The sequence below is a fragment of the Moraxella sp. VT-16-12 genome (genome assembly GCF_002224245.2).
In the GTDB taxonomy this organism is placed as follows: domain Bacteria; phylum Pseudomonadota; class Gammaproteobacteria; order Pseudomonadales; family Moraxellaceae; genus Moraxella.
The window spans coordinates 128904-154824 of sequence record NZ_NKHK02000006.1 but is presented as its reverse complement, the minus strand read 5'-3'; the positions used below and the strand labels follow the sequence as shown (position 1 = coordinate 154824).

Annotated in this window: 36 protein-coding genes and 1 other RNA gene; 15 read left to right on the top strand and 22 right to left on the bottom strand. The window is 39.9% G+C overall.

Going from position 1 to position 25921, the window contains the following annotated elements:
- Positions 1-174: 174 nt before the first annotated feature.
- The 11 genes from CEW93_RS07220 to CEW93_RS10905 all read right to left on the bottom strand — a co-directional run bounded on the left by CEW93_RS07220 (position 175) and on the right by CEW93_RS10905 (position 10372).
- Positions 175-528, bottom strand: coding sequence for a SirB2 family protein (locus CEW93_RS07220; RefSeq protein ID WP_089540799.1), 354 nt, complete (start codon positions 526-528; stop codon positions 175-177).
- A gap of 3 nt (positions 529-531) precedes the next feature.
- Positions 532-1008 (bottom strand): transcription elongation factor GreA, encoded by a 477-nt coding sequence (greA, locus tag CEW93_RS07215; RefSeq protein ID WP_089540798.1) that lies wholly within the window; start codon positions 1006-1008, stop codon positions 532-534.
- Between the two features lie 118 nt (positions 1009-1126).
- Complete coding sequence (carB, locus tag CEW93_RS07210; RefSeq protein WP_089540797.1) at positions 1127-4363, bottom strand: carbamoyl-phosphate synthase large subunit; 3237 nt, start codon at positions 4361-4363, stop codon at positions 1127-1129.
- Between the two features lie 72 nt (positions 4364-4435).
- Positions 4436-5293: a PhzF family phenazine biosynthesis protein gene (locus CEW93_RS07205; protein ID WP_089540796.1), complete on the bottom strand. Its 858-nt coding sequence runs from the start codon at positions 5291-5293 to the stop codon at positions 4436-4438.
- A gap of 22 nt (positions 5294-5315) precedes the next feature.
- Positions 5316-5825, bottom strand: coding sequence for an isoprenylcysteine carboxyl methyltransferase family protein (locus tag CEW93_RS07200; RefSeq protein ID WP_089540795.1), 510 nt, complete (start codon positions 5823-5825; stop codon positions 5316-5318).
- 140 nt (positions 5826-5965) lie between these two features.
- Positions 5966-7105: a glutamine-hydrolyzing carbamoyl-phosphate synthase small subunit gene (carA, locus tag CEW93_RS07195; protein WP_089540794.1), complete on the bottom strand. Its 1140-nt coding sequence runs from the start codon at positions 7103-7105 to the stop codon at positions 5966-5968.
- Positions 7106-7374: 269 nt separating this feature from the next.
- Positions 7375-8151, bottom strand: a complete 777-nt coding sequence (locus tag CEW93_RS07190; RefSeq protein WP_089540793.1) for a TatD family hydrolase — start codon at positions 8149-8151, stop codon at positions 7375-7377.
- Between the two features lie 356 nt (positions 8152-8507).
- Positions 8508-8804 (bottom strand): hypothetical protein, encoded by a 297-nt coding sequence (locus CEW93_RS07185; RefSeq protein ID WP_089540792.1) that lies wholly within the window; start codon positions 8802-8804, stop codon positions 8508-8510.
- Between the two features lie 128 nt (positions 8805-8932).
- Complete coding sequence (locus CEW93_RS07180; protein ID WP_089540791.1) at positions 8933-9334, bottom strand: hypothetical protein; 402 nt, start codon at positions 9332-9334, stop codon at positions 8933-8935.
- A gap of 139 nt (positions 9335-9473) precedes the next feature.
- A complete protein-coding gene (locus tag CEW93_RS10910) occupies positions 9474-10073 on the bottom strand; it encodes a phage antirepressor N-terminal domain-containing protein (RefSeq protein ID WP_222432730.1) in 600 nt (199 codons plus the stop codon).
- A complete protein-coding gene (locus CEW93_RS10905) occupies positions 10025-10372 on the bottom strand; it encodes a phage antirepressor N-terminal domain-containing protein (protein WP_255504022.1) in 348 nt (115 codons plus the stop codon). The genes CEW93_RS10910 and CEW93_RS10905 overlap by 49 nt, the downstream gene beginning before the upstream one ends.
- A gap of 96 nt (positions 10373-10468) precedes the next feature.
- Here CEW93_RS10905 and CEW93_RS07170 point away from each other — a divergent pair, with 96 nt between their 5' ends.
- The 4 genes from CEW93_RS07170 to CEW93_RS07155 all read left to right on the top strand — a co-directional run bounded on the left by CEW93_RS07170 (position 10469) and on the right by CEW93_RS07155 (position 12019).
- The gene (locus CEW93_RS07170; RefSeq protein WP_089538844.1) at positions 10469-10912 is read left to right on the top strand and encodes a hypothetical protein; all 444 of its coding nucleotides are present in this window, start codon (positions 10469-10471) and stop codon (positions 10910-10912) included.
- 288 nt (positions 10913-11200) lie between these two features.
- Entirely contained in the window at positions 11201-11425 is a 225-nt protein-coding gene (locus CEW93_RS07165; protein WP_089538843.1) for an Arc family DNA-binding protein, read from the top strand.
- Complete coding sequence (locus tag CEW93_RS07160) at positions 11422-11637, top strand: hypothetical protein (RefSeq protein ID WP_089538842.1); 216 nt, start codon at positions 11422-11424, stop codon at positions 11635-11637. Before CEW93_RS07165 ends, CEW93_RS07160 begins: the two co-directional genes overlap by 4 nt.
- The gene (locus CEW93_RS07155) at positions 11624-12019 is read left to right on the top strand and encodes a PIN domain-containing protein (protein WP_089538841.1); all 396 of its coding nucleotides are present in this window, start codon (positions 11624-11626) and stop codon (positions 12017-12019) included. The genes CEW93_RS07160 and CEW93_RS07155 overlap by 14 nt, the downstream gene beginning before the upstream one ends.
- An 11-nt stretch (positions 12020-12030) precedes the next feature.
- On the opposite strand, the gene CEW93_RS10820 is transcribed toward CEW93_RS07155, so the two are convergent.
- On the bottom strand, positions 12031-12204 hold the full coding sequence (locus CEW93_RS10820; RefSeq protein ID WP_186727927.1) for a hypothetical protein: 174 nt from the start codon (positions 12202-12204) through the stop codon (positions 12031-12033).
- Positions 12205-12312: 108 nt separating this feature from the next.
- On the bottom strand, positions 12313-12546 hold the full coding sequence (locus CEW93_RS07150; protein ID WP_089538840.1) for a hypothetical protein: 234 nt from the start codon (positions 12544-12546) through the stop codon (positions 12313-12315).
- A 126-nt stretch (positions 12547-12672) separates the two neighbouring features.
- Between CEW93_RS07150 and CEW93_RS07145 the strand changes: the two genes are divergently transcribed.
- The 10 genes from CEW93_RS07145 to CEW93_RS07100 all read left to right on the top strand — a co-directional run bounded on the left by CEW93_RS07145 (position 12673) and on the right by CEW93_RS07100 (position 16939).
- Positions 12673-13395, top strand: coding sequence for a S24 family peptidase (locus CEW93_RS07145; protein WP_089538839.1), 723 nt, complete (start codon positions 12673-12675; stop codon positions 13393-13395).
- A gap of 2 nt (positions 13396-13397) precedes the next feature.
- Positions 13398-13598 carry an exonuclease domain-containing protein gene (locus CEW93_RS07140; protein ID WP_089538838.1) on the top strand — a complete coding sequence of 67 codons (201 nt, stop codon included), beginning with the start codon at positions 13398-13400 and terminating at the stop codon, positions 13596-13598.
- The gene (locus CEW93_RS07135) at positions 13582-14298 is read left to right on the top strand and encodes a BRCT domain-containing protein (RefSeq protein ID WP_089538837.1); all 717 of its coding nucleotides are present in this window, start codon (positions 13582-13584) and stop codon (positions 14296-14298) included. Before CEW93_RS07140 ends, CEW93_RS07135 begins: the two co-directional genes overlap by 17 nt.
- A gap of 51 nt (positions 14299-14349) precedes the next feature.
- Positions 14350-14814, top strand: coding sequence for an HIRAN domain-containing protein (locus CEW93_RS07130; RefSeq protein ID WP_089538836.1), 465 nt, complete (start codon positions 14350-14352; stop codon positions 14812-14814).
- 25 nt (positions 14815-14839) lie between these two features.
- Positions 14840-15112 carry a hypothetical protein gene (locus tag CEW93_RS07125; RefSeq protein WP_089538835.1) on the top strand — a complete coding sequence of 91 codons (273 nt, stop codon included), beginning with the start codon at positions 14840-14842 and terminating at the stop codon, positions 15110-15112.
- Positions 15109-15480 carry a hypothetical protein gene (locus CEW93_RS07120; RefSeq protein ID WP_089538834.1) on the top strand — a complete coding sequence of 124 codons (372 nt, stop codon included), beginning with the start codon at positions 15109-15111 and terminating at the stop codon, positions 15478-15480. The genes CEW93_RS07125 and CEW93_RS07120 overlap by 4 nt, the downstream gene beginning before the upstream one ends.
- Positions 15481-15499: 19 nt before the next feature.
- Positions 15500-15745: a hypothetical protein gene (locus CEW93_RS07115; RefSeq protein ID WP_089538833.1), complete on the top strand. Its 246-nt coding sequence runs from the start codon at positions 15500-15502 to the stop codon at positions 15743-15745.
- A 519-nt stretch (positions 15746-16264) separates the two neighbouring features.
- On the top strand, positions 16265-16450 hold the full coding sequence (locus CEW93_RS07110) for a hypothetical protein (RefSeq protein WP_089538832.1): 186 nt from the start codon (positions 16265-16267) through the stop codon (positions 16448-16450).
- The gene (locus CEW93_RS07105; RefSeq protein WP_089538831.1) at positions 16440-16724 is read left to right on the top strand and encodes a hypothetical protein; all 285 of its coding nucleotides are present in this window, start codon (positions 16440-16442) and stop codon (positions 16722-16724) included. The genes CEW93_RS07110 and CEW93_RS07105 overlap by 11 nt, the downstream gene beginning before the upstream one ends.
- A complete protein-coding gene (locus tag CEW93_RS07100; RefSeq protein WP_089538830.1) occupies positions 16721-16939 on the top strand; it encodes a hypothetical protein in 219 nt (72 codons plus the stop codon). Before CEW93_RS07105 ends, CEW93_RS07100 begins: the two co-directional genes overlap by 4 nt.
- Before the next feature lie 67 nt (positions 16940-17006).
- On the opposite strand, the gene CEW93_RS10815 is transcribed toward CEW93_RS07100, so the two are convergent.
- Positions 17007-17144 carry a hypothetical protein gene (locus CEW93_RS10815; RefSeq protein WP_186727926.1) on the bottom strand — a complete coding sequence of 46 codons (138 nt, stop codon included), beginning with the start codon at positions 17142-17144 and terminating at the stop codon, positions 17007-17009.
- A gap of 199 nt (positions 17145-17343) precedes the next feature.
- On the opposite strand from CEW93_RS10815, the gene CEW93_RS07095 reads away from it, so the two are divergent.
- Positions 17344-17520 (top strand): AlpA family transcriptional regulator, encoded by a 177-nt coding sequence (locus tag CEW93_RS07095; protein ID WP_089538828.1) that lies wholly within the window; start codon positions 17344-17346, stop codon positions 17518-17520.
- A gap of 103 nt (positions 17521-17623) precedes the next feature.
- Here the strand turns inward: CEW93_RS07095 and hpt are convergent, their stop codons facing one another.
- From hpt to CEW93_RS07055, 8 genes are all read right to left on the bottom strand, one after another.
- Positions 17624-18157, bottom strand: coding sequence for a hypoxanthine phosphoribosyltransferase (hpt, locus tag CEW93_RS07090; RefSeq protein WP_089538827.1), 534 nt, complete (start codon positions 18155-18157; stop codon positions 17624-17626).
- Between the two features lie 24 nt (positions 18158-18181).
- Positions 18182-18589, bottom strand: coding sequence for a hypothetical protein (locus tag CEW93_RS07085; protein ID WP_089538826.1), 408 nt, complete (start codon positions 18587-18589; stop codon positions 18182-18184).
- Positions 18590-18606: 17 nt separating this feature from the next.
- Positions 18607-19545 carry a tRNA 2-thiocytidine(32) synthetase TtcA gene (ttcA, locus tag CEW93_RS07080; protein ID WP_370511946.1) on the bottom strand — a complete coding sequence of 313 codons (939 nt, stop codon included), beginning with the start codon at positions 19543-19545 and terminating at the stop codon, positions 18607-18609.
- Positions 19546-19680: 135 nt separating this feature from the next.
- A complete protein-coding gene (gene rlmKL, locus CEW93_RS07075) occupies positions 19681-22446 on the bottom strand; it encodes a bifunctional 23S rRNA (guanine(2069)-N(7))-methyltransferase RlmK/23S rRNA (guanine(2445)-N(2))-methyltransferase RlmL (protein ID WP_089538824.1) in 2766 nt (921 codons plus the stop codon).
- A gap of 185 nt (positions 22447-22631) precedes the next feature.
- Positions 22632-23783, bottom strand: a complete 1152-nt coding sequence (locus tag CEW93_RS07070) for a mechanosensitive ion channel family protein (protein WP_089538823.1) — start codon at positions 23781-23783, stop codon at positions 22632-22634.
- A gap of 179 nt (positions 23784-23962) precedes the next feature.
- An RNA gene (gene ffs, locus CEW93_RS07065) (signal recognition particle sRNA small type) lies at positions 23963-24059 on the bottom strand.
- 82 nt (positions 24060-24141) lie between these two features.
- On the bottom strand, positions 24142-24843 hold the full coding sequence (locus CEW93_RS07060; RefSeq protein ID WP_089538822.1) for a nucleotidyltransferase family protein: 702 nt from the start codon (positions 24841-24843) through the stop codon (positions 24142-24144).
- A 24-nt stretch (positions 24844-24867) separates the two neighbouring features.
- A complete protein-coding gene (locus CEW93_RS07055; RefSeq protein ID WP_089538821.1) occupies positions 24868-25890 on the bottom strand; it encodes an aminoglycoside phosphotransferase family protein in 1023 nt (340 codons plus the stop codon).
- Positions 25891-25921 lie beyond the last annotated feature (31 nt).

Below are 25921 nucleotides of genomic sequence, written 5' to 3'. Positions count from 1 at the left end.
GGCATGACAGTTGGAATAGCCTGCAACGTTATACTAATCTTAAAAAACGTCCTAAGACAGTAGAGTATGATGAGATAGCTAACAAAACCAGTTTGACTAACAATTAGCTTTGTTATAACAATGATAAAAACCAACAACTGAAAAGCAGACCCCCAAAGAAATCTGCTTTTTTAATCACATTGGCTTGACCACTGCCAACCATAAAATTCCAAGATACGCAAGCCCTGCAATAACAAATCCTGCCTTGGTTTGTACAGGCGTAGTGCTTGGGCGAATCGCCTTAATATTGGCAGATACCGCCACCACCAATAAAATCACTTTCAACACCGCCCACATCTGCATACCTGCCACTTGATAGATTTGCCAAAACAAATAAAGCCCTGTTAGCACAAGTGCCATATAAACGGCATGGCTCGCCCCTTTAAACGCTTTACTAAGTGCAGGTTTTGTGCCACGCACCAAAAAACTCACTTGATATAAATACAAGGCAACCGTAATGGCTGCCATCAACATATGTAAATGTTTCATGACTTACTCGTATAGCACTTCTAAAATTTCAAATTCCACCAAACCGCTTGGGGTTTGAATTTTAGCTTCATCACCTTCAGATTTACCAATCAGGCCACGAGCAATGGGAGAATTGACAGAGATTTTATTGATTTTAAAATCCGCTTCATCATCACCTACGATTTTATAGCGTTTTTCTTCGCCTGTGTCTAGGTTTTCTAGCACAACAGTAACACCAAACACCACACGTCCTTCTCTGGGCAATGTCGTTGGGTCAATCACCTGAGAACCCCCCAACTTAGCTTCAATATCACGAATGCGAGCTTCGCACAGCCCTTGTTGCTCACGAGCGGCATGGTATTCGGCATTTTCTTTTAAGTCGCCATGCTCACGAGCCTCAGCAATCGCAGTAGTAATGCGTGGACGTTCTACGGTTTTAAGTTGTTTTAGTTCCGCTTCCAAACTGGCGTGTCCTTGTGGGGTCATTGGATAACGTTGCATATTTTCTCCAAAATATCAATATAAATAAAATGACATAGTGAAAAACACCACGCCAAAATGGGTGGTGTTTTATCAAGTTAAAAGCTATGGGCGTATTTTAACATTTAAAAAACAAATGTCAAGCCCCAAGCTCTTGCAGTTTGTACACATCAAATGGCAAGGCTGTCTCATAGGCTTCACATACGGCACGCCCTGCGTTTAGCGTTGTGGCAATCATGATTTTACCTTGCAAAGCTTCACGGCGAATTGGGAAAGAATCTTCCAAAGCCTGCTTACCTTCGGTGGTATTAATCACCAAATGAATTTGACCGTTTTTCATCATATCCACAATGTGCGGACGACCCTCACTCACTTTATTGACACGTTCACAAGCCACGCCTGCTGCTGTCAATACATCATGCGTACCACCTGTGGCAACCACTTTAAAACCAAAACCTGACAGACGTTTTGCCACGTCCACTACGCCTGCTTTATCGCTATCACGCACCGAGATAAAGACCGTCTTGGTTTCACCTTCTTCTGGTAGCCCTGTCAATCTGTCGCCACTGCCCAAAGTTGCTTTATAATAAGCCTCACCAAAGGTCTGACCAATGCCCATGACCTCACCTGTGGACTTCATCTCAGGTCCTAAAATGGGGTCAACACCTTGGAACTTAGCAAAAGGAAACACCGCTTCTTTTACTGAAAAATGCTTAGGCACAATCTCGCTGACAAAGCCCTGCTCTGCCAACGTTTGTCCTGCCATACAGCGAGCTGCCACTTTGGCAAGCGATGTGCCAATGCATTTAGAAACAAACGGCACAGTACGACTGGCACGTGGGTTTACTTCTAGGATATAAATGTCGTTATCTTTGACAGCAAACTGCACGTTCATCAGACCAACCACACCCAGCTCTTTTGCCATGGCAATGGTTTGACGACGCATCTCATCTTGAATCTCTTGAACTAGTGAATAAGGCGGAATGGAACACGCTGAATCGCCAGAGTGTACGCCCGCTTGCTCAATGTGCTGCATGATACCGCCAATCACCACATCTTTGCCATCAGACACGCAGTCCACATCCACCTCAATGGCATCATCCAAGAAACGGTCAAGTAGCACAGGTGCTTCATTGGACGCTTGCACCGCATCACGCAAATAGCGTTTAAGCTCTTCTTCGTTATAAACAATCTCCATCGCACGACCGCCAAGCACATAAGACGGACGCACCACCAACGGATAGCCTACTTTGGCAGCCTCACGAATGCCCTCTTCTGATGATTTGACGATGCTGTTATTGGGTTGGCGTAGAGCAAGTTTGTTAATCATCTGGGCAAAACGCTCACGGTCTTCGGCACGGTCAATGGCATCAGGACTGGTACCAATGATGGGCACGCCTGCTTCTTCCAAGGCACGAGCCAGTTTTAAAGGTGTCTGCCCACCATATTGCACAATCACGCCCTTGGGCTGTTCGGTGCGAACGATTTCTAGCACATCTTCTAGGGTAATCGGCTCAAAGTATAAGCGGTCTGATGTGTCATAGTCGGTTGAGACAGTTTCAGGGTTGCAGTTTACCATGATGGTCTCAAAACCATCTTCACGCATGGCAAGGGCAGCGTGTACACAGCAATAATCAAACTCAATGCCTTGACCGATACGGTTTGGACCACCACCGATGACCATAATTTTATCTTTATTGGTAGGGTTTGCCTCACACTCTTCATCATAGCTTGAATACATATAAGCGGTGTTGGACGCAAATTCGCCGGCACAAGTATCCACTCGTTTATAAATTGGATATACACCCAACTGCCAGCGTTGCTTTCTAAACTGCTTTTGGCTAATGCCCATCAAAGTGGCAATACGCAAATCACTCATGCCTTTACGCTTAAATTGACGAATCACATCAGCCGTCAAATCCCCAAAACCAAGCGTTTTAATCTGATTTTCTGTATTAACAATATCTTCAATCTGCACCAAAAACCATCTGTCAATCTTGGTCAGCTCAAACACCTCATCAAGACTAAACCCATGACGAAATGCCTCCGCCAAATAAAAGATACGTTCAGGCGTGGGAATGCTTAAACGGTTTTTAATTTCAGAGACAATGGCATTGGCGGATTTACCCTCTAAGCTCATCACCTCATCAAAGCCTGTCGCCCCAATTTCAAGACCACGCAAGGCTTTTTGTATGGATTCTTGGAAATTGCGTCCAATTGCCATCACCTCACCCACCGACTTCATTTGTGTAGTCAATACAGGCTCAGCTTTGGGGAATTTTTCAAAGTTAAAGCGTGGCACTTTGGTAACCACATAGTCAATAGATGGCTCAAAGCTCGCTGGCGTTTTACCGCCTGTGATGTCATTCTTAAGCTCATCAAGTGTATAGCCAACAGCAAGTTTGGCAGCAATTTTGGCAATCGGAAAGCCTGTTGCTTTTGATGCCAAGGCAGATGAACGGCTCACACGGGGGTTCATCTCAATCACCACCATACGTCCATTTTTGGGGTTAATGCCAAACTGCACATTAGAGCCACCAGTTTCTACGCCAATCTCACGCAAAACAGCAATGGACGCATTACGCATGAGCTGATATTCTTTATCGGTCAGCGTTTGAGCAGGTGCAACGGTGATACTGTCGCCTGTATGCACGCCCATTGGGTCAAAGTTTTCAATAGAACAAACAATAATGCAGTTATCGTTTTTATCTCGCACCACTTCCATCTCATATTCTTTCCAGCCAATAAGGCTTTCATCAATCAAAAGCTGGTGGGTAGGCGATAAATCAAAGCCCCTTTGACAAATCTGCAAAAACTCTTCTTTATTATAAGCAATACCACCGCCTGAGCCACCCATGGTAAAGGACGGACGAATAATCACAGGAAAACCAAAACGGGCTTGAATTTCAAGTGCTTGCTCCATATTTTCAGCAATATCAGCCTTGGGACATTCAAGACCGATTTTTTTCATCGCTTCATCAAACAGCTTACGATCTTCGGCTTTTTCTATGGCTTCTTTGGTCGCCCCAATCAGCTCACAGCCGTACTTTTCTAACACACCATTAGCATCTAGTGCCAAGGCACAGTTAAGTGCTGTCTGCCCACCCATTGTAGGCAATACCGCATCAGGGCGTTCTTTTTCAATGATTTTAGCCACCGTTTGCCAAGTAATCGGTTCAATATAAGTGGCATCCGCCATAGATGGGTCGGTCATAATCGTGGCGGGGTTTGAGTTCACCAAAATCACCCGATAACCTTCTTCTTTTAAGGCTTTACACGCCTGAGCTCCTGAATAATCAAACTCACAGGCTTGTCCGATGACAATTGGACCTGCACCAATGATTAAGATGGATTTGATGTCTGTACGTTTTGGCATGGTTTACTCGCTTTAAAGATTATCTTTATTAATTTACTGATATAGATTTATTAATGGACAAATTTTAGACAATTATGGCACATAAAACTCCCCCTTCCCCACTTCTATCACATCACCGCCAACATAAATATTTTGCTCATCATCTACCGACAAAAATAAGCGATTGGGTCTGCCCATCTCATCGCCTTGATGGATATGCTTGGTGGCGGGATATTGGTTTTGGCTGATAAAATATGCCCCCAAATTGGCACACGCAGAACCTGTACCACCATCTTCCACCATCACGCCATTTTGCTCAAAAAACATACGTGAGTAAACGCGTTCTCCATCAGCAAACCAATAATAAATAGATGGCTCTTCGGTGGATTTAAATGGATTGTCCGCATTTAAAACTCGCAGTTTTAACCTGTCAATATGCAAATTTTTTAAGGCTTGATGGTTGCTAAGTGCCACCAAAATTTGCTCTGTGCCACTATTTACAAAATACGCCTTGCTTGCAATATCATCAGCAGTTAAACCACTTAGATGAGCCAATGATGATTTATCCATTTGGCTTTGTGCCATCTCAAAGCCCTGTATTTTAAGTTGTACATGAGCTTTGTTGGTAAAAATTTGTACAGGCTTGGCTTTGGTGTTTAAGATAAATACATCAGGTAACTTATTTAGCTGTTTTAAAATAAATGCTGAGCCTAATGTTGGGTGTCCCGCCAAGGGCATTTCATAATTTGGCGTAAAAATACGCAAATCTGCCACTGCTTTATCATCACTCGGGGCAACAATAAATACCGTTTCACTTAAATTGAATTGCTGGGCAATCTTTTGCATTTGCTCATCAGTCAAGCCATCAGCACAAGGGAAAACAGCCAAAGGATTACCACCAAAATGACTTTGAGCAAACACATTCACCAAGTAAAACGGATATTTATTCATCAAAATTTATCCCAAACGCTTTTTAGAACAAATGTTTCATGGCAGTCTCTTCTTCGCGGATACGCTTAGCCAAAATCACACCATAAATTGGCAAACCAATCATCATCACCCACCACGCTTGGCACAATAACCCAATGCCAATTAATTCAGGCACGATATTTAAAAAATAATTGGGGTGTTTAAAAGTTTTAAACAACCAAGAGCGGTTAATCACATGATTGGGGGCGATATAAACTTTGACCGTCCAAATCTCACCAAGATCACGAATAATTATCCCAAGCATCAATAGCGATATAGCGACAATCACCGCACCTAGCAAAGAAATATTATTAAACACCACATCAAAATAATAAGCACTTGCCAAAGCACTAAAATAATAAATAATATGTGCGGCAGCTAAAATCTTTGATGTTTTTTCGCCAACTTGTACCGCACCTTTGGCAATCAGGCGTTTTTCGTTTTTAATAGAAACCGCCAAAAACGCCAAACGTACCGCAAAAAATACCACAAATAAAATTACGATTGTTGTCATCACACACCCACCATCTAAATCATTAAAACCAATGTGTATTTATAGGCGATAATCTTGCCCAATAAAACACCAATTAGACGATGAGTAGTACAAAAATCTTACACTTTGTAATCGCTATTAATCGTTTTATTTATCTGTTATTAGCTTTTTGCCTTTTGCATTTCTTCTACAAAACGGTCAAATAGCACCGAACAGTCATGTGGGCCAGGGCTGGCTTCTGGATGTCCTTGAAAGCTAAACGCAGGGCGGTCGGTACGTTCAATGCCTTGGTTAGTGCCATCAAATAATGAGCGATGTGTGGCTCGCAACGTGCTTGGCAAAGTGCTTTCATCCACACAAAAACCGTGGTTTTGACTGGTAATCATTACTGTACCTTTGTCTAAATCTTGCACAGGGTGGTTTGCTCCGTGATGACCATGCCCCATTTTCATCGTCTTAGCACCACTGGCAAGTGCCAAAATCTGATGTCCCAAACAAATGCCAAACATAGGAATTTTGCTTGTCTCAACAATGGTTTTTACCGCATCAATGGCATAATCACACGCCGCAGGGTCGCCAGGTCCATTAGATAAAAATATGCCATCTGGGTTCATATCAAGCACCGTTTGAGCAGGTGTGGTAGCAGGCACTACCGTTAAACGGCAACCACGGTCAGCCAGCATTCTCAAAATATTGGTCTTGACACCATAATCATAAGCAACCACATGGTATTTTAGTTCAGGCTTAGCAAAACCTACTCCCAACTCCCAAGAGCCTTCTGTCCACTCAAAACCTGCTTTATCACAGCATTCTTTTGCCAAATCAAGCCCATTTAGTCCGCCAAAACTCCTGGCAAGCTCTATTGCTTGCTTTTCATCAATCTCATCACCTGCCACAATCGCCCCGTTTTGAGCCCCTTTTTCACGCAATAGGCGAGTTAATTTACGAGTATCAATGTCGGCAATCGCCACCACACCATGCTCATTTAGATAGTCAGAAAGCGATTGCTTGGCACGAAAATTGCTGTGTAATAATGGCAAATCACGAATGATAAGACCGTCAGCCCACACCTGATGTGTACGCCCTGATTCGCTGTCTTCATCGTTGCATCCTGTATTGCCAATGTGCGGATAAGTGAGCGTAACAAGCTGACGAGCATAACTTGGGTCGGTTAAAATCTCTTGGTAGCCTGTCATGGCGGTATTAAAAACAACTTCGCCGACCGTACTGCCGACCGCCCCAATACTGACACCATGAAAAATTGTACCGTCTTGTAGGGCTAAAATGGCTTTTTTGGTCATGACATACTCCAAGAATTTTAATGGTTTATGATAAGATAAGGCAAATTTTAGACAAAATTTTTTGGCAAAATTGCCAGTAATATCACAATGTTATGATAAAATATCAAAATTTGTCCACAAAAAACGAATGATTAGAAAATAAACTCACTCTGCTCATAAAAGGGGCAAAAGTTAAGTTTAATTCTCATAATCACTCGCTTATCGTAATTTCGGTTATTATATAAAAAAAGCCAGTATTTTTCCACTATTTTTTAAAAATTTTAGTAAAATTAATGATATTGGCTCAAAAGATTGTCAAAATTTTGGCTGGTGATTTGACCGATTTGCTCAGCTGTTTTACCAAATAAACCAGCCAATGCAGTTGCCACATAAGGCACAAAAGATGGTTCATTTTCTTTGCCACGTTTTGGTACAGGGGCAAGATAAGGACTGTCGGTTTCTATCAAGATACGGTCAAGAGGGAGCTTTTTGGCAACTTCTTGTAAATCTACTGATTTTTTAAAACTGACAATTCCTGAAAAAGAAATATACAAACCCATATCAAGGGCGGTTTTTGCAAAGGCATAATCTTCGGTAAAACAATGAATGATGCCATGTTCACATTTTTCTGATTTTAGCACATCAAGCGTGTCGTGATAAGCAGAACGTGTGTGAACAATGATAGGTTTTTTAGCAATTTGACTGGCGTGGATATGTGTGGCAAAGCTATGTTTTTGCTCATGTTTTTTGGTATCATCCCAATAATAATCCAACCCTGTCTCACCAAATGCCCATGTTTTATCACCGTTTAAAGCAAGCAAATCATCAATACTAACACGTTGTAAAATACTCTTATCTTGGCAAGGATGCATGCCCACGCTCATGCCGATATGAGTGTCATCATTAGACAGCTCCACCCATTTCTTAATGCCATCAAACTCATCAAAATGGCACATAATCGCCATTACGCGGTTAACATTCATGTGTTTTAAATGTTCAATCAAGGCTTGGGGGTTGTTTTGGTAAACACTTAGGTAAGTTAAGTGAGCGTGAGTGTCCGTAAACATATATGGTATCTCTATGATTTTTAATGTTTTTATTTTAATTTTAATAAAAATTATACAAATAGTTAGACAAAAAAAATTAATTACTGCCTTTTTATACCCCATAAATTGCAGAGTGCTATGTAGTTTTAGGCTTTCGCTACACTCTCTTAACACAGACATTATAACAGACTTAGATTAAAAAAAATCAAAATATTTTAAAAACTTGACTGACGACCAAAACAAACCACAAAAACCCAGACCATCCGATGTGGGGATACTCTCACGCCTCATCCGTACTCACCCTACCATCACTCCCCAACACAGGCAACTCATACCGATGTGGTGCAGGATTGGGCATGGTGCTACACTATCTTATGCTAAGTATTATTTTCTAAAATCAACCCCAGTCCATCTTTTTCAAAATCTTTAAAATTTAACCCAAAATCAAAGACATCATTTTTGCTTTCAATGTATTTCATGACCAAATAATGCCTTTCTTGCAAAGTTAATTCATAAGGCAATGTTGGGTGATTTAAAATGGCAGATAAGATGGCACTGATTTTCTTTTCATGTTTGCCTTTGCCGATTTTGGCTATTTCAATGGCTTGACCAAGTGTCAATTCATTAATGGCGTAGGCTGTGCCATTAACAAAGATAGGTTGCGTGCTTTGCATGAGTTTTTACCAGTTAAAATTATGAAAACCACTATACACAACCATAAGAAATTATAAATTTTATTTTCCAAAATAAAAACCCATACTGCTATGGGTTTTGTAAATTGGAGCATTTAGTAAGATTTTGATTATTTGTATTCATCAAGCAACTTGCAAGATGTTCCTATTGCAACTGCGTGCAAATCATCAACCTCATTTATGGGCAAGGCAATGCCATTATGAATGAAAATAGCACCACCTTCTTCGCAATCTGATATAAATTCTTTCGCTAAAAGGAAATTATCGCTCATTTGCTGCAAATTCATAGCAGGAATGATGGCATAACCTGCACGACCGTTTTTTTGCATGGTTGGTATAGAGATGGAAATAAAACTTCCCCAATCTTCACTTGCATCAATAAAAATAAAGTCCTCTTGTGTGGAATATACATGATAATTACCATCAGAACTTTCATACTCAACAGAATCCTCGATCCCAGCAAATGCAGGGGTTAAAAATAAAGCCAGCATCAATACCAAGAATTTTTTCATGCAAATATCCACCTTAAAATAAAAATTGGTTTAGTTTAACATAAATAAAACACCACAACAAATCTTAACCACCAACACCCCACAAGCTCACTTGCAGGGTATTGATGGTTTTGTTCTTTGTTTAATCAAAGATGAAAGGTCAGTAAATTTCTTGCCGGTAACCATTATAGAAGTTTAAACGGTTTAGCGGTGTGGATGATTCAAACATAGGCAATCCTTGACTATTGACAAAACCCAGACGGTTTATAGTGATTTGAAGTTCTCGCAATGCTCCACCTACAATCCATACTTCTGGGTGTTTAATTTTGTCTAGTAGTTCTCTATAATTATGCAAATGAACGGTACATTCAGCAATGATGTCATATAGCTGCTCACGAATAAGGTCGGCGTGAAACCCAAATTCTGCAATAAAGCTCATGACTTCATCAAAATCAGATGCCAAAATGTCCTTATAGCTTTTAACACCAAATGCATTATAAATGGCATGGTAAAGTGTTTGGTAATGTAGCTTGTTGTACTGGCACTTTTGTTTGATGGCTTTTTGGATTTGGTAGGCTTGGGTGTCGTTAATCTTGATGGCTCTTGGACTAACCGCCACGCCATTATTCCAATAATCAAACAACGCTTGATAGCACTCTTTTTTGTAGGTGATGAGCTTGTCTTTGATTTCTGCTTTAACACGGCTCACATCTACACCAAAGAGCCAACCGTTAAGGTGGTGGATTGGTAGGCAGAGCATTTTGTATAGTTTGGTTTGCTATCAGAACCAGTTGCGGTCATCATGACCTTAACTGAATTCAATACTTCATCACGTTCAATGCGTTTACGTTGGCTATCCCAATCAAGACCAATATTCTCGCAAATAGGCTTATCGCCACATAAGCGATACCGTCTTTTTGTAGAGTAAGCAGGGTTTGATTGTGAAAATTCACGGTTTGTGGTAGAATTACACTGGGTTTCATAAATTTTCCTTACGAAATGGTTGAACCTAAAAAGAGCTTTGCCAACTTTCCTACGGCTTGCAAGGCTCTTTTGCATATCTGATATAACAAATTTGAACTCTGTCAATATCATTGACACTATAATATTATGATTATATAATAGTGTCAAGTATTTTTTTATGGAGTTTTAAAAATGTTTGAAAAAGCCCCTAATTTAGGTAGGTTGCTCACACAAGATGATTGGAAGCGTACCCAAATTCGTATGCCCCAAGAACAGTATCAAGCGGTTGCCGATTATGCCCAAGAGCGAAATTTGTCATTAAATTCCGCTATGCTTGAACTTATGGACAAAGGTCTAGCCAGTAAGCCTTCTACCCAAACTATTGCTCCATCTAGTCTACCAAAGAGCAAATCAGCCAAAAAATACATATTTACTGAATGGCGATACACAGAAGAATACAACTCACAAGAACGACTAGAACATAATGAAAAAGCACGTATGGCTGCTTCTGCCTATCTTACCCGCTTTTTCACCCAATACCCAGAACATGAATTGGTCAAATTAGAGATGATAACCAGTCTTGACCATAAAAACCGTGAAGTTTTAGATGGTATTCGTATTTGGTATACTTACTAATATATGCCACTTAAAGAAAAAACCACCTAATTAAGGTGGTTTTTCCATAATGGTTACGTCTAAGATTTTCCAAGCACGCCCATTTAACGTGCCAATGAGCTAAATGGTTAGCACACCTGCTTTTTATAGACCTTGTAGGTCTATGTGTGATATAATAAACCTATTAGGTTTTTATGTCAATACCTAGTAGGTTTATTTTTTAAATATTTTCAACTGTGGTTGTCATAACCATAGTTGAAGTTTTAAGACATAGTTTTCATAACAGTGTCTCACAAAAGGAAGCTAAGCATGAGTGAAAAAAATTACTACGAACAAACAGACGCACAATTTAAAATCCGCCTACCACACGATTTAAAAGACAAAATCCGTGCATCTGCTGATGAACATAATCGCACCATGACAGCAGATATTGTGGCAAGACTTGAACAGTCTTTTGAGAAATCTAGCGACCAAAATGATATGCTTGTCCAAATTCTAAGCGAAATCCAATCACTTAAAGGAGCTACCTCATGATACTAGACCTACCCCCTACCATTGAGCAAATCGTCATTCATCAAGCCAAAGAACAAGGTGTAAGTGCCGAAGAGTGGGTATTCAATGCCATTACCGCCCATGCCAAGCCTGTATCAGTGGCTGATTTTTTTAAACAAAAAAAGCCTTTGACTGTTTTTAAAGACATAGACCCAGTTGTTTATCAAAAGAAGGTGCGTGATGAATGGGATTAATTATCTAATAGATACTTGCACCTTGATTGGGCTACAAAATCAATCCCCTCAAAGTATGGCATTGGTAGAAAGCCACGGAGCAATGATGGACGAATGTGCCATCAGCTTAATTACTTATATGGAGTTTGTGGGTTTTTATGGGGTAGATGAACAAACAGCCGCCCAATTAGAACAAACTGCCAAAGCCTTTACCTGTTTGCCCATTAATGATGACATTGCTCAGATGGTCGTCAGCCTTAGACAATGCCACAAAATCAAACTGCCTGATTGCCTTATCCTTGCCACTGCCTTAGTCCATGATTTACAGCTTTTAACCTTAGATGATGGTTTAAAACGTAAATTTGACAAAGAACAAAGTAAAAGTAAAAAACCCACCATTTAGGTGGGTTTTTCTTAATCGTACATACCTCGTCTTTTACCAACTTTTAATGATTTTTGGCGTTTAGCAACAGCTTTACTACTTCTGGATAATCTGGCTGCCTTTTTAATAGATGCACGTTGTTTGGCAGATAGACGGATTTTGCCAGCAACACGTTTATTAATGGTAACTACCTCGCCATTTCGCACCGCTTTTTCAGCTTTATATATTGCTGTGCCACGTTTGAGCCGTTGTTGATTCTTGATTTTTGATTGAAAACACTGGAACCCAGCCGTGATGGCTGGGTTTTTTATTGATTAGTCAGCAAGTTCAGGCAAAAGTTCACCTATGGTTATGTTGCACCCTGCATTTTGAACAATGCTTTTGGCTAATCTTGGTGATACGCCCCCAAAACCATAGGCGATTTGGCGTAGATTACCTATTGATGTGCCACATGCATGAGCAAGTTCTTTGCGTTCATTGTGATTAAGGCTGTTAATTTTGCTAACAAGAGCAGTAATAGTCTTACGTTTGCGATGGCAATTTCTCATAATTATGTCTTTAACTAAAATTTTATATAGTTTAAAACTAAAATAAAAAAATTGCAAATTTAGTTTTGAATTTATTTACTTAACATGGTATTTTTAGTTAAATGCTAACTTTATGAGAGGTCTATTATGGATATTGCAGAAATTCGCAGAGAAAATATGCTAGTATTGATAGATGGATTTAAGACACAAGCAAAATTTGCTGACGCAATCAGTACGCCTGCTTCTTATATAAGCCAACTTAAAAAGGGAGTTAAGACATCAGGAGCAAGGGTTACTATGGGCAATGACATTGCTAGACAAATAGAAACCGCCTTGAACTTACCTTATGGATGGATGGATGTGCAACATAATAGCTCACCTGCACAAATAAATAATAATACTTACAACAATCATGGCAATCAAGTTAATAACAGTCATATAAGTAGCTCACTTAATCAGTCGCTCGCCTGCTGTGATAAGGGCATGGCTGATTTAGTAGAACTGCAATTTTATCCAACAGCAAATTTTAATGAGCAAAAACAAACACTGTTCCTAAGTAAGCAAATATTATCTGTACCTGCCACCTTTGCCACAGTTGCCATTGATAACCTGATGCAACCTGTTATCCGTCAAAAATCCCTAGTGGCAGTTTCTAAGCTCCAAGAAGGGGATTTGATTTACCCAAATAAAATTTATGTCCTTAATATGGGCGGTCTTTTGATTTGTCGCTATTTAGAGCGTTTAACAGGCTCTCGTATGCGTGTATATAGTGAATATGATAAGACAGGTGTAACACTTACCCAAGATGAATTTACCCAAGAATACCAAATTATGGGTAGTGTGGTTTGGTTATCAAGCTTTATGGAGTAACAATGAATTTTGTAGCCATAGATATAGAAACTGCCAACCCTATGATTGGTTCAATCTGTCAGATTGGTTTGGTGAAATACGCCAAAGGCAAAATTGTTGATGCATTTGAGACCTATATTAAGCCTGTGGGGGAATTTGCTGACCGCAATATCGCCATACATGGCATTACTGCTGATACTGTGGCAGATGCTCCCACCATATGATGTATTTGTTAAACTCATTCAATTTGTTGGTAATCATGTAGTGGCGAGCTATACCAACTTTGATGAGCGAGCCTTGCACCAATGCCTTGCAAATAATGATTTGCCAATTCCGCATTGGCGTTGGGTGGATGCAAGTTTGATGGTGCGTCAGACCTGCTCTAAGTTTTCAAATGAAGGATTTAATTTGAGCAATGTTTGTGCCACTTGGGGATATAAATTTCATCATCACCGTGCCTTAGAAGATGCTAAGGCGTGCGGCTTTATCGCTAATACCGTACTTAGAGAAAAAAGCCAAAGCATTCATGATTGGTTGGATGATGAGTACATCACACCAATTACTCCGCCTAAAACAACACAAATTTATAAAAACAGCTCAAAAAACTACCCTGAAAGCATACAGCCTAGGCAAGGACAGGTTTGTGGGCGATTCTTTGGTCAATGTATTTGTTTTACAGGGTCTTTTAATATTGGTCGAAACGAGATGGCTCATCTTGCATCCTTACATGGTTTTGAAGTCAAAGCAGGCGTGTCTAAAAAAGTACACTATTTAGTGGTGGGCATCAATGACCCAAAATTACTTAGCCATGGTGAAACCAAAAGTGCCAAACAACGTAAAGCCGAAGAATTGATAGAAAAAGGTTATGGCATACAAATTGCCACCGAAGATGAGTTCATGAAAATGGTCGGCACGCCTGCCTAACAACAATTTGACAAGAAAGATGCAATTTACACATAACATGGAGTAAGTGCAATGGTTGATATTCACAATGGTTATGAGTTTCGCACCCCCATCGTGGGTGAAAGTCATTATACTGAGATATTAAGACAATGTTATGATGACCCTAATGCTTACCGAAAGGGGCAAGCAGTTTTTATCGATGTTCAGCTCTTTAAAGATAATAATAACCCATATGACAATCAAGCGGTGGCGGTTATTTCGGCATATGGCAAAGTTGGACATTTGTCTCGTAAAAATGCCAGAAAATACCGTAAGGATTATGACCAAGACTTATTAAGTGTCAGAGCCAAAATTGTAACTCGCACAGGGGAACTATTTGGTGTGTGGGTGGATTTGGAATATGACGATGACACGCCTGCACAAACACCCAAAGCAAAAACAACAACAAAAAGCACAACAAAAAAATCTTCATCAAGTCTATCGCCTAAGTCCAAATCACACAAAAAAGGCTTATTGGCACGCCTGCTGGGTTTGTAATTTCAATAAAATAATGGAAAAAACCATGCTATTAGAAATACCAAAACATTTAGAAACTCATATTATTCATCAAGCAGGCGAGCAAGGTATAGACCCTAGTCAGTATGCCTTACAAATACTGGCACAATATACCACGCCTTTTGATTATGACCTTGACCGCATGAAAGAGCGATTAAAGGGCTTTGAAACCAAAGAAAAAGCATTAGAGAACGGTGTTGCTGTACCTGACTTTGAGACCTTAGAAGAGTTGAAATATTGGACAAGACATATTTTACCTACGCTTAGGGCAACTGTATGAATGTCATTTTCACCAATCATTTGCAACAAACACTTAATGAGCTTGATGAAACATTGAAAGATGCACTTGATGAGTTTATTTTTCATGTCAAAAAACATGGCTTACGTGGCTTGCAAGATCGCAACAAATCATCAGCTGACATAGCACCAACCACACAAAAGAATTTAGAGAAAATCCAATATGCCCAAAAGCATTGTCTTTGGCATTATCATCTTGGCGTACCTTACTATCTTGGTAAACCAGGCAACATGACAAGTCAGTATGTATTACATTATAGTCGTTATGATGAATTTATTGTTTTGATTGACATAGTCTCTCATCCGCCCTTTGCTTTACCCAGTATTGAGAAAATGGTTCATTCAACCTAGTAACAGAATGGAGTAACCTATGAAAACACTCATCACCATCTTAGCAAGCCTTGCTCTAATCACCACCACACCCGCCATTGCCAAAGGTGGTAAAGGTGGCAGCAAAAGCAGTAAAGCCAGTTCATCTGCTTCTGTTAGTGGTGGCGGTGGCAAGGGCAATCGTCCATGTAGTGGCAGTAAAGGTGGTATTAAAGCCTGTACTACGGATGGTAGATTTATGTGCAATGATGGCACGATTAGTAAATCAAAGAAAGTATGTAGATAAGTGTTGGCAAAAAAATAGTCATTAGTGGTATGGCGAACTGATGATTGATAGCCTTGATGGTATTATAATCTTTTATAAAAAAAGATATTAGGCATCAGATACAGCTCATTGCGTGTTGGCAGTTTGCAAGAAAGCACAAAAGATTGATAGATGCAGGGTTATACCTTGCCTGACTGGTTTAGTATTCTAAAACTTTTGGTGGTAAGTTTTTACAGACCATTAGTTTCCTTGTGTTTTTATCATATTCTCAAAATCAATCAATGGTGCAGTTTGCTTCATACCATTCTCACTGTACCGCCCTATTTCATTAAATTTACTCATAAAATTATCTTTATGTTTTAATATTCAATAGCAAAAATAACCGTCCCTAGTGGGGCGGTTTTTTGTTGTTTGGAATAAGTTATTTTAGCATATTTAGCCCATATTTTAAAAATAATTTAGTTTTATAATAAATTTTTCTTGATTTTTATTTAGTTTTATACTAAATTATAATTAAACCAAAAACACAAGAGACCCACCATGTCAAAATTTATCAAAGACCTGCTCGCCTGCATTGTTGTTAGTCTGTTATTGAGTCTAGTGATGACTTTTATTCTCATTAGCTGGGCGGAACACAGTTATCAAGAGAACATCATCATTGCTGAAAAAGCCAAAGAAGAGCAGGCGAGACTCACCCAACAATCAGGAGAGCATGATGAGCCATAATTCATTAAAAGAACGTATCTCGGTAGAAGCAATTGCTCATCATCGCAAAAGACAAATTCACCAATTTGGCGACTATTGTTATTTGACACAACAATTGCTGATGTCTAATCCACAAGGATTGAAAAAACACAAAGTGCAATCAGCGATTGGTATTTCAGAGAAAGACGTATGCAAGATGAACCTGACATTGAATGCAGTTTCTTTTGTCAGATGGTTAAGCATAAGGTGTGAAGTATGTTCTGCACAATTACAAAAAGCTAGGAGTGAGATATGAAAGAGTATTATCAACGTTTACAAGCAACAAATAAACTGCTTGCTGATATATGTAAAAGACACAACCTTAACAATGCAACAGTTATTGATAAAGACGGTAATGAATTGTTAATGACGCACATTATCAATGACAATGTTGATTTTGCAAAAACTGGTGGTTGGATTAGTGTTGTGACAAGTTACCACCAAATAATACACCTGTTCTTATCTACTTAGATGATGATGTGGTGGTTTGTGAATTGGGCTTACAAAACAACATCACCATTGCTTGTTATAACAATGGTCATGGCGATGATTTGCCTTGTTGGCTTAGTGTTGAGAGCCAAAATTGCTCATCAGTTGTCATGCCTGTCATCATAAGTCCTAGTGAAGTGGCGTACTGGCAACCATTATCCAACCCACCGATAAGAGAGTAATGCAAAGAAAGCGACCCACGTTATGCAGAAATCGTAAAGGAGCAAACCCATGTTTAACCATACTAACCAAATCAACCAACTTATCCAGAACATCATTGACTGGGCAAATGAGCGTAATCTTATCATGGATTCAACCCCGCTAAAAGAGGGATTGAAGCTAATGAAGAACCATTAAAAACAGAACCTTAATGATAAGGATTATATATGACCACCCAAGACAGACTGTTAAAACTTACAGGTGTTGAAAAAATCATCAGTCTTAAAAAAGATTTTATTTATAGTAACATCAAAAAGGGATTGTTCCAAAAACCAATCAAAGTCGGCAAAGCAAGTCGCTGGAAAATGTCAGAAATCCAAAAATGGATTGATGAACTTGAATGAAAAAACCCCTATGCAAAACATAGGGGTTTTGTTTTAGTAGTAGTCTTGGTAATATAAATCACAATATAAAAAATAATTTATATAAAAATCAATAAGTTAATTTTTAAAGTCCAATCTCCCCAATAAAAGGCAAATGACGATATTTTTGGTCATAGTCTAGTCCATAGCCAACAATAAACTTGTCTTCCACTTCAAAGCCCAAAAAGCGTACATCTATCTGTATCTCACGGCGAGATGGCTTGCTAACTAGCGTACACAGCTCAATGGAGTTTGGCTCACGCGTTTGGAGCATTTGCATGACTTTGGCAAGTGTGTGTCCTGAGTCAATAATATCTTCTACAATCAGCACATCTTTACCAGCGATACTGCTGTCTAAGTCCTTTAAAATTTTCACATTTTTACTAGAAACGGTGCTGCCATCAGCATAACTAGATACCGTCATAAAATCTATCTCATGCGGTTTATCAATGGCTCGGCACAAATCCGACATAAAAATTACCGAGCCACGAAGTAGCCCAATCAAAATCAGCTCTTTGTCGCTGTCTTTGTAGTGTTCATTGATTTTTTGACCCAGCTCTTTGACTTTTTGGCTGATGTCATCAGCACTAATCATGACATTCATTGTTGGTTGATTCATAACAAACCCCTAATATTGATACAATTAAGTTGGTGCATAACCATAAGCTCCACGCACCGCACAGCCTTTGATGATTTTGTTTTTGTAATATAATGTGGCAGTAAACTCATGTTGTCTGCCCTGACCATCAATACAAGTCTGCCCACGAATATTTAATGTAACCACTTCACCCGTCTTGGTCTTTCCTGTTAATTCCACGCCTTTGGCATAAGCCAAACGCTTAGTTCGTATCTTGGGGTGATATTCATTGTTTTGAATGAATTCAAGCGACATGTGTCTTTTTTTGACCACCGCACGCCAGCCATCTTCATAAACGCCTTTATCGCCAAATGCAGTAAATTCATACACAACTGTATCTGTTGTTTTTGCTAACACTGTGGTTGCTGTTAGCGTGCATGCCAACAACACTAATATTTGTTTATAATAATTCATAAATTTCCTAAATAAGTTTATAGCAATGGATTGATGACAGGGATTTTTTTGTCTTGTTGCTCAAATTTGGGATTAAAGGTTTGTACCGCAGGATTGGTGGGTAGACCGATTTTGGCAAGCTCATCACTCACCCCTACTTGGATATTGTCGCCTTCAAACAGCCGTTCATCGTTTGTCCGCTCAGTTTTTAAACTTTCAAAGTCAAACAGCGTACGGTCAGCAAGCTGGCTTGGGGCGACATTTTGTAGGGCTTTAAACATACTGGCTAAGCGTTTTGGGTGGGCATCGTCCCACTGCCTTAACATGTCATTTATCATGGCTCGTTGCAGGTTTTCTTGACTGCCACACAAATTACAAGGAATGATGGGAAATTTTTTATAATTGGCGTATTTGATGATGTCTTTTTCGGCAACATAAGCAAGCGGACGAATCAGCACATTTTGTTTGTCATCAGAAAGTAGCTTAGGTGGCATGGCTTTTAAGCTGCCACCATGAAACAAATTTAAAAAGAAAGTCGCCAAAATGTCATCACGATGATGACCCAAAGCAATTTTGGTTGCTCCGATTTGCTTGGCAAAGCCATACAATGAGCCACGTCTTAGGCGAGAACACGCCGAGCAGTAAGTTTTACCTTCTGGCACGACTGATTTGACAATGCTGTAGGTGTCTTTTTCCAAGATATAATGGGGAATGCCCTGTGCTGACAAATATTCAGGCAAAATATGCTCAGGAAAATTGGGTTGTTTTTGGTCAAGATTGACCGCCACCACGTCAAAATTGATGGGGGCGATTTTCTTTAAAAACAATAAAATATCTAAAAGCGTAAAACTGTCTTTGCCGCCCGAGATACACACCATGACCACATCACCATCTTCAATCATATTAAAGTCGCGAATTGCCCATGAGACTTCTTTTCTTAGCTTTTTTTGTAGCTTTTTAAAGCGAGCCGATGTGATGCCATCATCAAACTCATGTGCTGTGTCATCGGTTGGTGTGCTGCCGTGAGTTAAGGCGTGGATAATGTCTTGATTGTCGCTGCCATCATCGCTGTCTAAGTGTGTATTCATTGCTTGCTCTGTCATCTGTAAAGTTTATTGACCAGATTTTTTTACTTGGTATTTTTTGGGTGTTGGCTCTATGCTTGCCATTTCGTCATTTAGTATGGTTGCTACCATTTTGCCATCTATTTTATCATAGCGGATTTTTTGTGTGGGTTTTGATGACTTATCCTGCTCATCAAAACGCTTGGCTGTAAAGTGAGTGATTTTATCTGCTTTTTTGCCATACTTGGTCAAGACATCTTGCTGCACGTCAGATTTTTTGGTTTTATTCACTTTGTGCGTGTCTTTTTTGGCGATTGATTTATAAGGCTTGTCTTTGGTATCTGTTTTTTTATCCTGCTTGGCTTGATTTTGCTTGGCTTGGCTTGGCATCTCATGCGTCATACGACTGTTATCATGAGCATCGGCTTTTTTGGTATTTTTATGACGGATAACAAAACTTTGATGAATGGGTTTTTTAGGATTAAAATCAAAGCCAATGGTTTTGTCAGTAATACACGCCACGTCATAGCGAGTGTTTAGCTCATCATCTAGGCTAAATTTGGTGAAGTTATTACTAAAATACAGCACGCCATTGGGGGTCAGCCGATTCATCGCACGGTTAATCAGTGCCACATGGTCTCGCTGCACATCAAAAGTGCCATAAAACTTTTTGGAATTAGAAAACGTGGGTGGGTCAATAAATATCACATCGTATTGCTCGGTGTTATTTTTGAGCCATTCAAACACATCAGTAGCGATAAATTGATATTTGTCCGCCCCATCTGATGTTAGTGCTTGTAAATCAAGCCCGTTTAGGGCAAAGTTTTGTTTGCCCCAGTTAAGATAATTGACGGATAAATCCACGCTGGTTACCGACTTTGCCCCACCTAAGGCAGCATGCACGCTGGCGGTACAGGTATAAGCAAAAAGATTTAATACGCTTTTGCCACGACTGGCGTTTTTTATCATTTCACGCATGTTGCGGTGGTCAATAAACAGCCCTGTGTCTAAATATTCGGTAAAATTGACATAAAGATATGCCCCATGCTCATAAGCGACATACATTTTTTTAGACTTTTGATTGTCATCTTTGGCATTTTTGGTGTATTGGTCATTGCCTGATTGACGCATGCGTGTTTTGATAAAAATACTTTCACGATTGACATGAAAAATCTGACGTATGACAGACAGCACCAAATTAAAACGAGCTTTGGCGACATCGCTGGGGATTTGTTTGGGGGCAGCGTATTCTTGCACATGGATTTTGTCGCCATACACATCAATGGCAACATTAAAATTGGGCAAATCCGCATCATAAAGTCGCACGTTGGTAACACAATGCTTGCTTGCCAGTTTTTTTAGATGACTGCTGTTTTTTTGTAAGCGGTTAATAAATTCTTGGGCATCGGCATTGGTAAGCTCTTGTTTGTTAAAATTGACAATCAAACTGGATTTGATGACGTCTGTTTTATCAAAATCCACCTTGCCATAACGAAAATACACGCTTAACGCCCCATTGTGGCATTTTAGGGTTTTTGGGTCAATCATCAGCAAAGTATCGGCATGCTCTACATGACTGGCAAGCACCGCCAAATCCGCTGTGTGGCAAGTATCACGTAAACTGTCTGCCACCAAAAGCCCCAAGCCTTGATACAAAGGCTTGATAAAATCACGCTCGCCCAATCGCTCACCATAAGGGGGATTGGTGATGATAAGTGGATAATCGGCAGTTTTATTTTGACAAACGGATTTTAGTGCAGCACCTGCTTGGGCAAGTGGCCTTTGTTCTAGGGTGATGTGATGAGCGATCGGCACAAGGGCAGATGCCATCAAATTTTTGTGGCAGGCTTTGATGGCTTGGGCGTTGGCATCCATCGCAAGGGCAGAAAATGAGCCGTTGATAAATTCTTTTTCAAGTGTTGCTAAATTATCATGAAACTGATTTAGGGCATGACTTGCCGTCTCTTCCCAGAGTTTGTCGTCATGAAACGCCCACGCATAAAAACCAAATTCATTGGTCTTTTTGTCAATCCCCACAGGATAGGCAATACGCATAAGCAGTGCTTCGGTCAAAAACGTACCAGAGCCACACATGGGGTCAATGATGGCAGTATGTTTGTTTGTGTGCCAGCCACATTCATAAAGCAAAGCGGCAGCTAAGTTTTCTTTTAAGGGGGCGTCTGTATTTGCCACACGATAGCCACGGCGGTGTAGGCTTGTGCCTGATAAATCCAAATACAGCTCAAAAAGCTCATGACTGGCATGGGCATAAATATAAAAATCAGGCGATTTATCCACATTGGGTCGCCTGCCTAGTGTTTGATTAAAACAGTCAGCAATGGCATCCTTGATACGCAGCGTGGCAAATTGCTGATTGACCGCCAAGCGTTTATCCACTGACAGACGTATGGCAAAGGTGTTGTCCACCCCAAAAACGTTTGTCCAATCAAAACGACTGGTAAACTCATATAACGACTCTGGTACATCTTCATCAACAACGTTGGTTTGTATGGTGCGAGTAGCTTTTTTGCCTTCTGTTTCACGCACTTGGCTGATGGTTTGGGCTTTTTGGCGAAAGTGATACTCGCCAATGGGTAACAGCACACGGCTTGCCACTCGGCTATATAGGCAAATGTGATAAAATTTGGCAAGACTAACCAAGACACGCACACGCCCTGTTCGTATCTGCTCACCCATCAGCCCAAAGCTGGCAAGCTCGGTCAATAAGGCGTTTTCTAGCCCATCTGCACAGGTGATGACAACACTAAATGCCTGCGGGTCAAACTTGGCAAATGGACGTATAAAATAAGGCATGATAATCTCGGTGAGTACGCAAAACTAAGCCGTTTATTATAGCATGGTTTGAATATTTTGGAAATTTTATCAAATCAAAATGTATTTTTAACTTGGCACATAATCAGCCCCAATTAAGACTTTTAAAATTAACTCAATTTAAATTTAATCATCATGATTAAATAAATATTAAATAAATGTTTAATTTAATTGCCAGTATTATTACTTGGGATAATGACGCTTTCTTTATGTTTCAATTCATCATGAAACTGCACATTCATATAAGGATAAGGAATCTCAATGCCCACATTTTGCAAAGTATTTTTAATTTTTTCCGTAATTTGTTCTTTAATAATCGGTATGCGTGCCACCGACAAAGGAGCAACCCAAAACCGCACCACTAAATATATCGCATATTCGCCCACTTCGCCTATCGTAACCAAGGGTGCGGGGTGTTTTAATATCACTTCATCTTTGCTTAATGATTTTAAAATCGCTTGTCTGGCAATATCAACATCAGCAGTTAAGGCGATTTTAATTTTAACATCAAATCTTATCATTTTTTTGGACGTTAAATTGGTAACCTGTGATGATGACATGGTAGAATTAGGAATAATAATAATGATATTATCACGGTCTAAAATCTGTGTGGCTCTTAGTGAAATTTTGACCACTCGCCCTTCTTGATTGTTAATACGAATCCAATCGCCCACTTGAAATGATTGTTCCACCAAAATGGTAATGCCCGCAATAAAATTAGCCAACGTGCTTTGAGCAGCAAAACCCACCGCCAAACCCACAATACCAAGACCTGCCACCAAAGAGACAATGTCAAAACCAAACTGTGCCAATATGGTTGCCAGTGCCAGCACCATGATAATCACAGAAACAAGATTTTTTAATAACTGTTCAATGGACGCATTTAATTCATAATGCTTTAAAATGCTTGCCAATATCTGCCCACTATTTGCCCATAAAATATAATAAAATCCCGCCCATGTCGCCCCCTTAGCAGTGGCAGTGATGGTAGCAGTTTGTGTGTTAATTTGGGTCATGACTGCCAAAATGCTTATCACTACCCAAGCATAACGCAATATCGCCCTAACAATCCACACTTGGCGATGCGATAAATGCAAATTGTTCTTCAAATGTTTGACAAAATACACAAATAGCCAATAAAAAAAACCAACCACCATCAGCAAAATGATGCACTTAATCGCAATTTCTAAAAATGCAAAACCCCGCTCCGCCCAATTTATCACGCCATCATCAAGCGAACCGCCCAAAAACAAATAAATGCTTTGGTATAATTCATAAAATATTTTTTCAAAAAATTGGGCAATCAGGTGAAATGGCATGGTGTTTGGTTAAAAATATTGGTATCAAAGGCGAATTATTTTATCATAAATTTTAGAATATGCTTATTTGCAAATTGACTTGTTACAAAATCGTTGATGATGGTTTTGAATTTATTGGTTTAATGACATTAAAATAATAAAAAGATTATGTTAAATAAATCTTAAACGCAAAAAAATGACTTCATCAGCACATCTCCGGCACACTTTAAATCTACTACCGTTGCTACCTTCCGGTCCTGGCGGGGTTCATAAATCAAAGTTGCGAAGCTACCGATGAAGCCAAGCGTTATTATAGATGGTTTTAAAAAATTTGCAAGTGATTTTTTAAAATTTTCATAAAAACAGACCAAAGGCGGTGTTATTTGGTCAAATGGCGGGCAAAATTATCCACCCATGCCAATCTTTCTAACGTTCCCACATCTACCCACACATCATCTATCATTTGTCCTGACACCAAATTTTGGCTCATGGCTTGACGCAGATAAGGAGCAAGGGGTGCGATTTGCCCCGCCACCACATCAGCGACCATTTTTGGCGACATGACACTTAGCCCTGCAAAGGTAACAGATGGCACGCCGTCTGTTTTAGGTTGCACCAAATCACCCACCAAATTAAAATCACCCAAGCGGTGATGTTCAGGATTTTCTACCAATGCCAAATGTGCCAGTTTTTTTCCTAATGAGATGGATTTTAACCGCCCAAAATCAAAGGTCGTCCACACATCACCATTAATCAGCAAAAACGGCTCATCACGAAGCAGTCCCTGAGATAGAGCATACCGAATGCCCCCTGCCGTCTCCAACGGTTCATCTAACACACTCTCATCAGAGATGGATAATTTCACACCCAAATCCAACGCCCTAAGTCTGTCTATCAGCACATCGCCCAAATACCCTGCATTAATGACAATATCGCTAATGCCTGCTTGTTTTAGGCGTTCAATATGCCAAACAATAAGCGGTTTATCCGCCACAGGAACAAGCGGTTTTGGGGTGGTTAAGGTCAAAGGTCTCATGCGAGTACCTTTACCTGCTGACAAAATCATGGCTTGGGTTATCATGTTATCTACTTACTAATCAGATGGTTAAGCGACATTAAATTTATGGTGATATTTAGGCAGAACTTCTGTATTTAACCAACCTAAAAATTCGCCATAGATGGGATGGATGTCTTTTTGTGTTAGCCAAGTTAATTCGTGGATTAAGTCTTTCATCACTTTGGGGATATTTGCCAAATATCGCTCTTTGCCATCTCTTTGGGACAGTCGCACAAAAATGCCCAATACTTTCAAATGCCTTTGTACACCCATGACATTAACATCCCTGACAAATTCAAACAGGCTATCTGTACGCAAACTTAATGAGTGAAATTTGGTGATTTGTGTCATTACCCAATCTTCATCATCATCAATATAAGCGTCTCTGACCAAGCTGACCAAATCATAAGTATCCGCTCCAATCAATGCGTCTTGAAAATCAATCACACCAAGACTGCCAGATGATTTATCTATCATCAAATTACGGCTGTGATAATCTCTATGAACAATCACTTTGGGCTGACTTTGGATGCTCTGTGTCAGCACTTGGTGTAATTGTTGCCACACATGCCCATCAGCAAAATCACCATTGACACCCACATAAGGCAAAAACCACTGGGTAAATAAATTCATCTCTCTAATCAGCACATCGTTATCATACAATGGTAAGTCTACATCAATCTGAATTTTTTGAAGCTGTACTAGGGTATCTAAGGCTTGTTGGTAATAAGCGTCTTTTTGGTCTTTGTTAGTAATGACGTGTGCAAATTCGGTCGTACCGTAATCTTGGAGCAATAAAAAACCTTGCTCCATATCACGAGCGATAATATCAGGAGCATTTACTCTTTCTGATAAAATATCTGCCACTTTGACAAACTCCACCACGCTTTCCTTTTCGGGGGGCGCATCCATCAAAAGATAGGTCATGTGTGTGTGATTTTGCTCGCTTTTTAGGTCAAAATGTATGCGGTGATAACGGCGAAAACTTGCGTCCCCTGCCAAAGTCTCAACGTGAAAATCTTGGGTAAGATGGTCGTGCAAAAATGCCATCATGCGGTCGTGGCGAGTCATGGTTTATCCAAAGTCAAAAGTAAAATCAGCC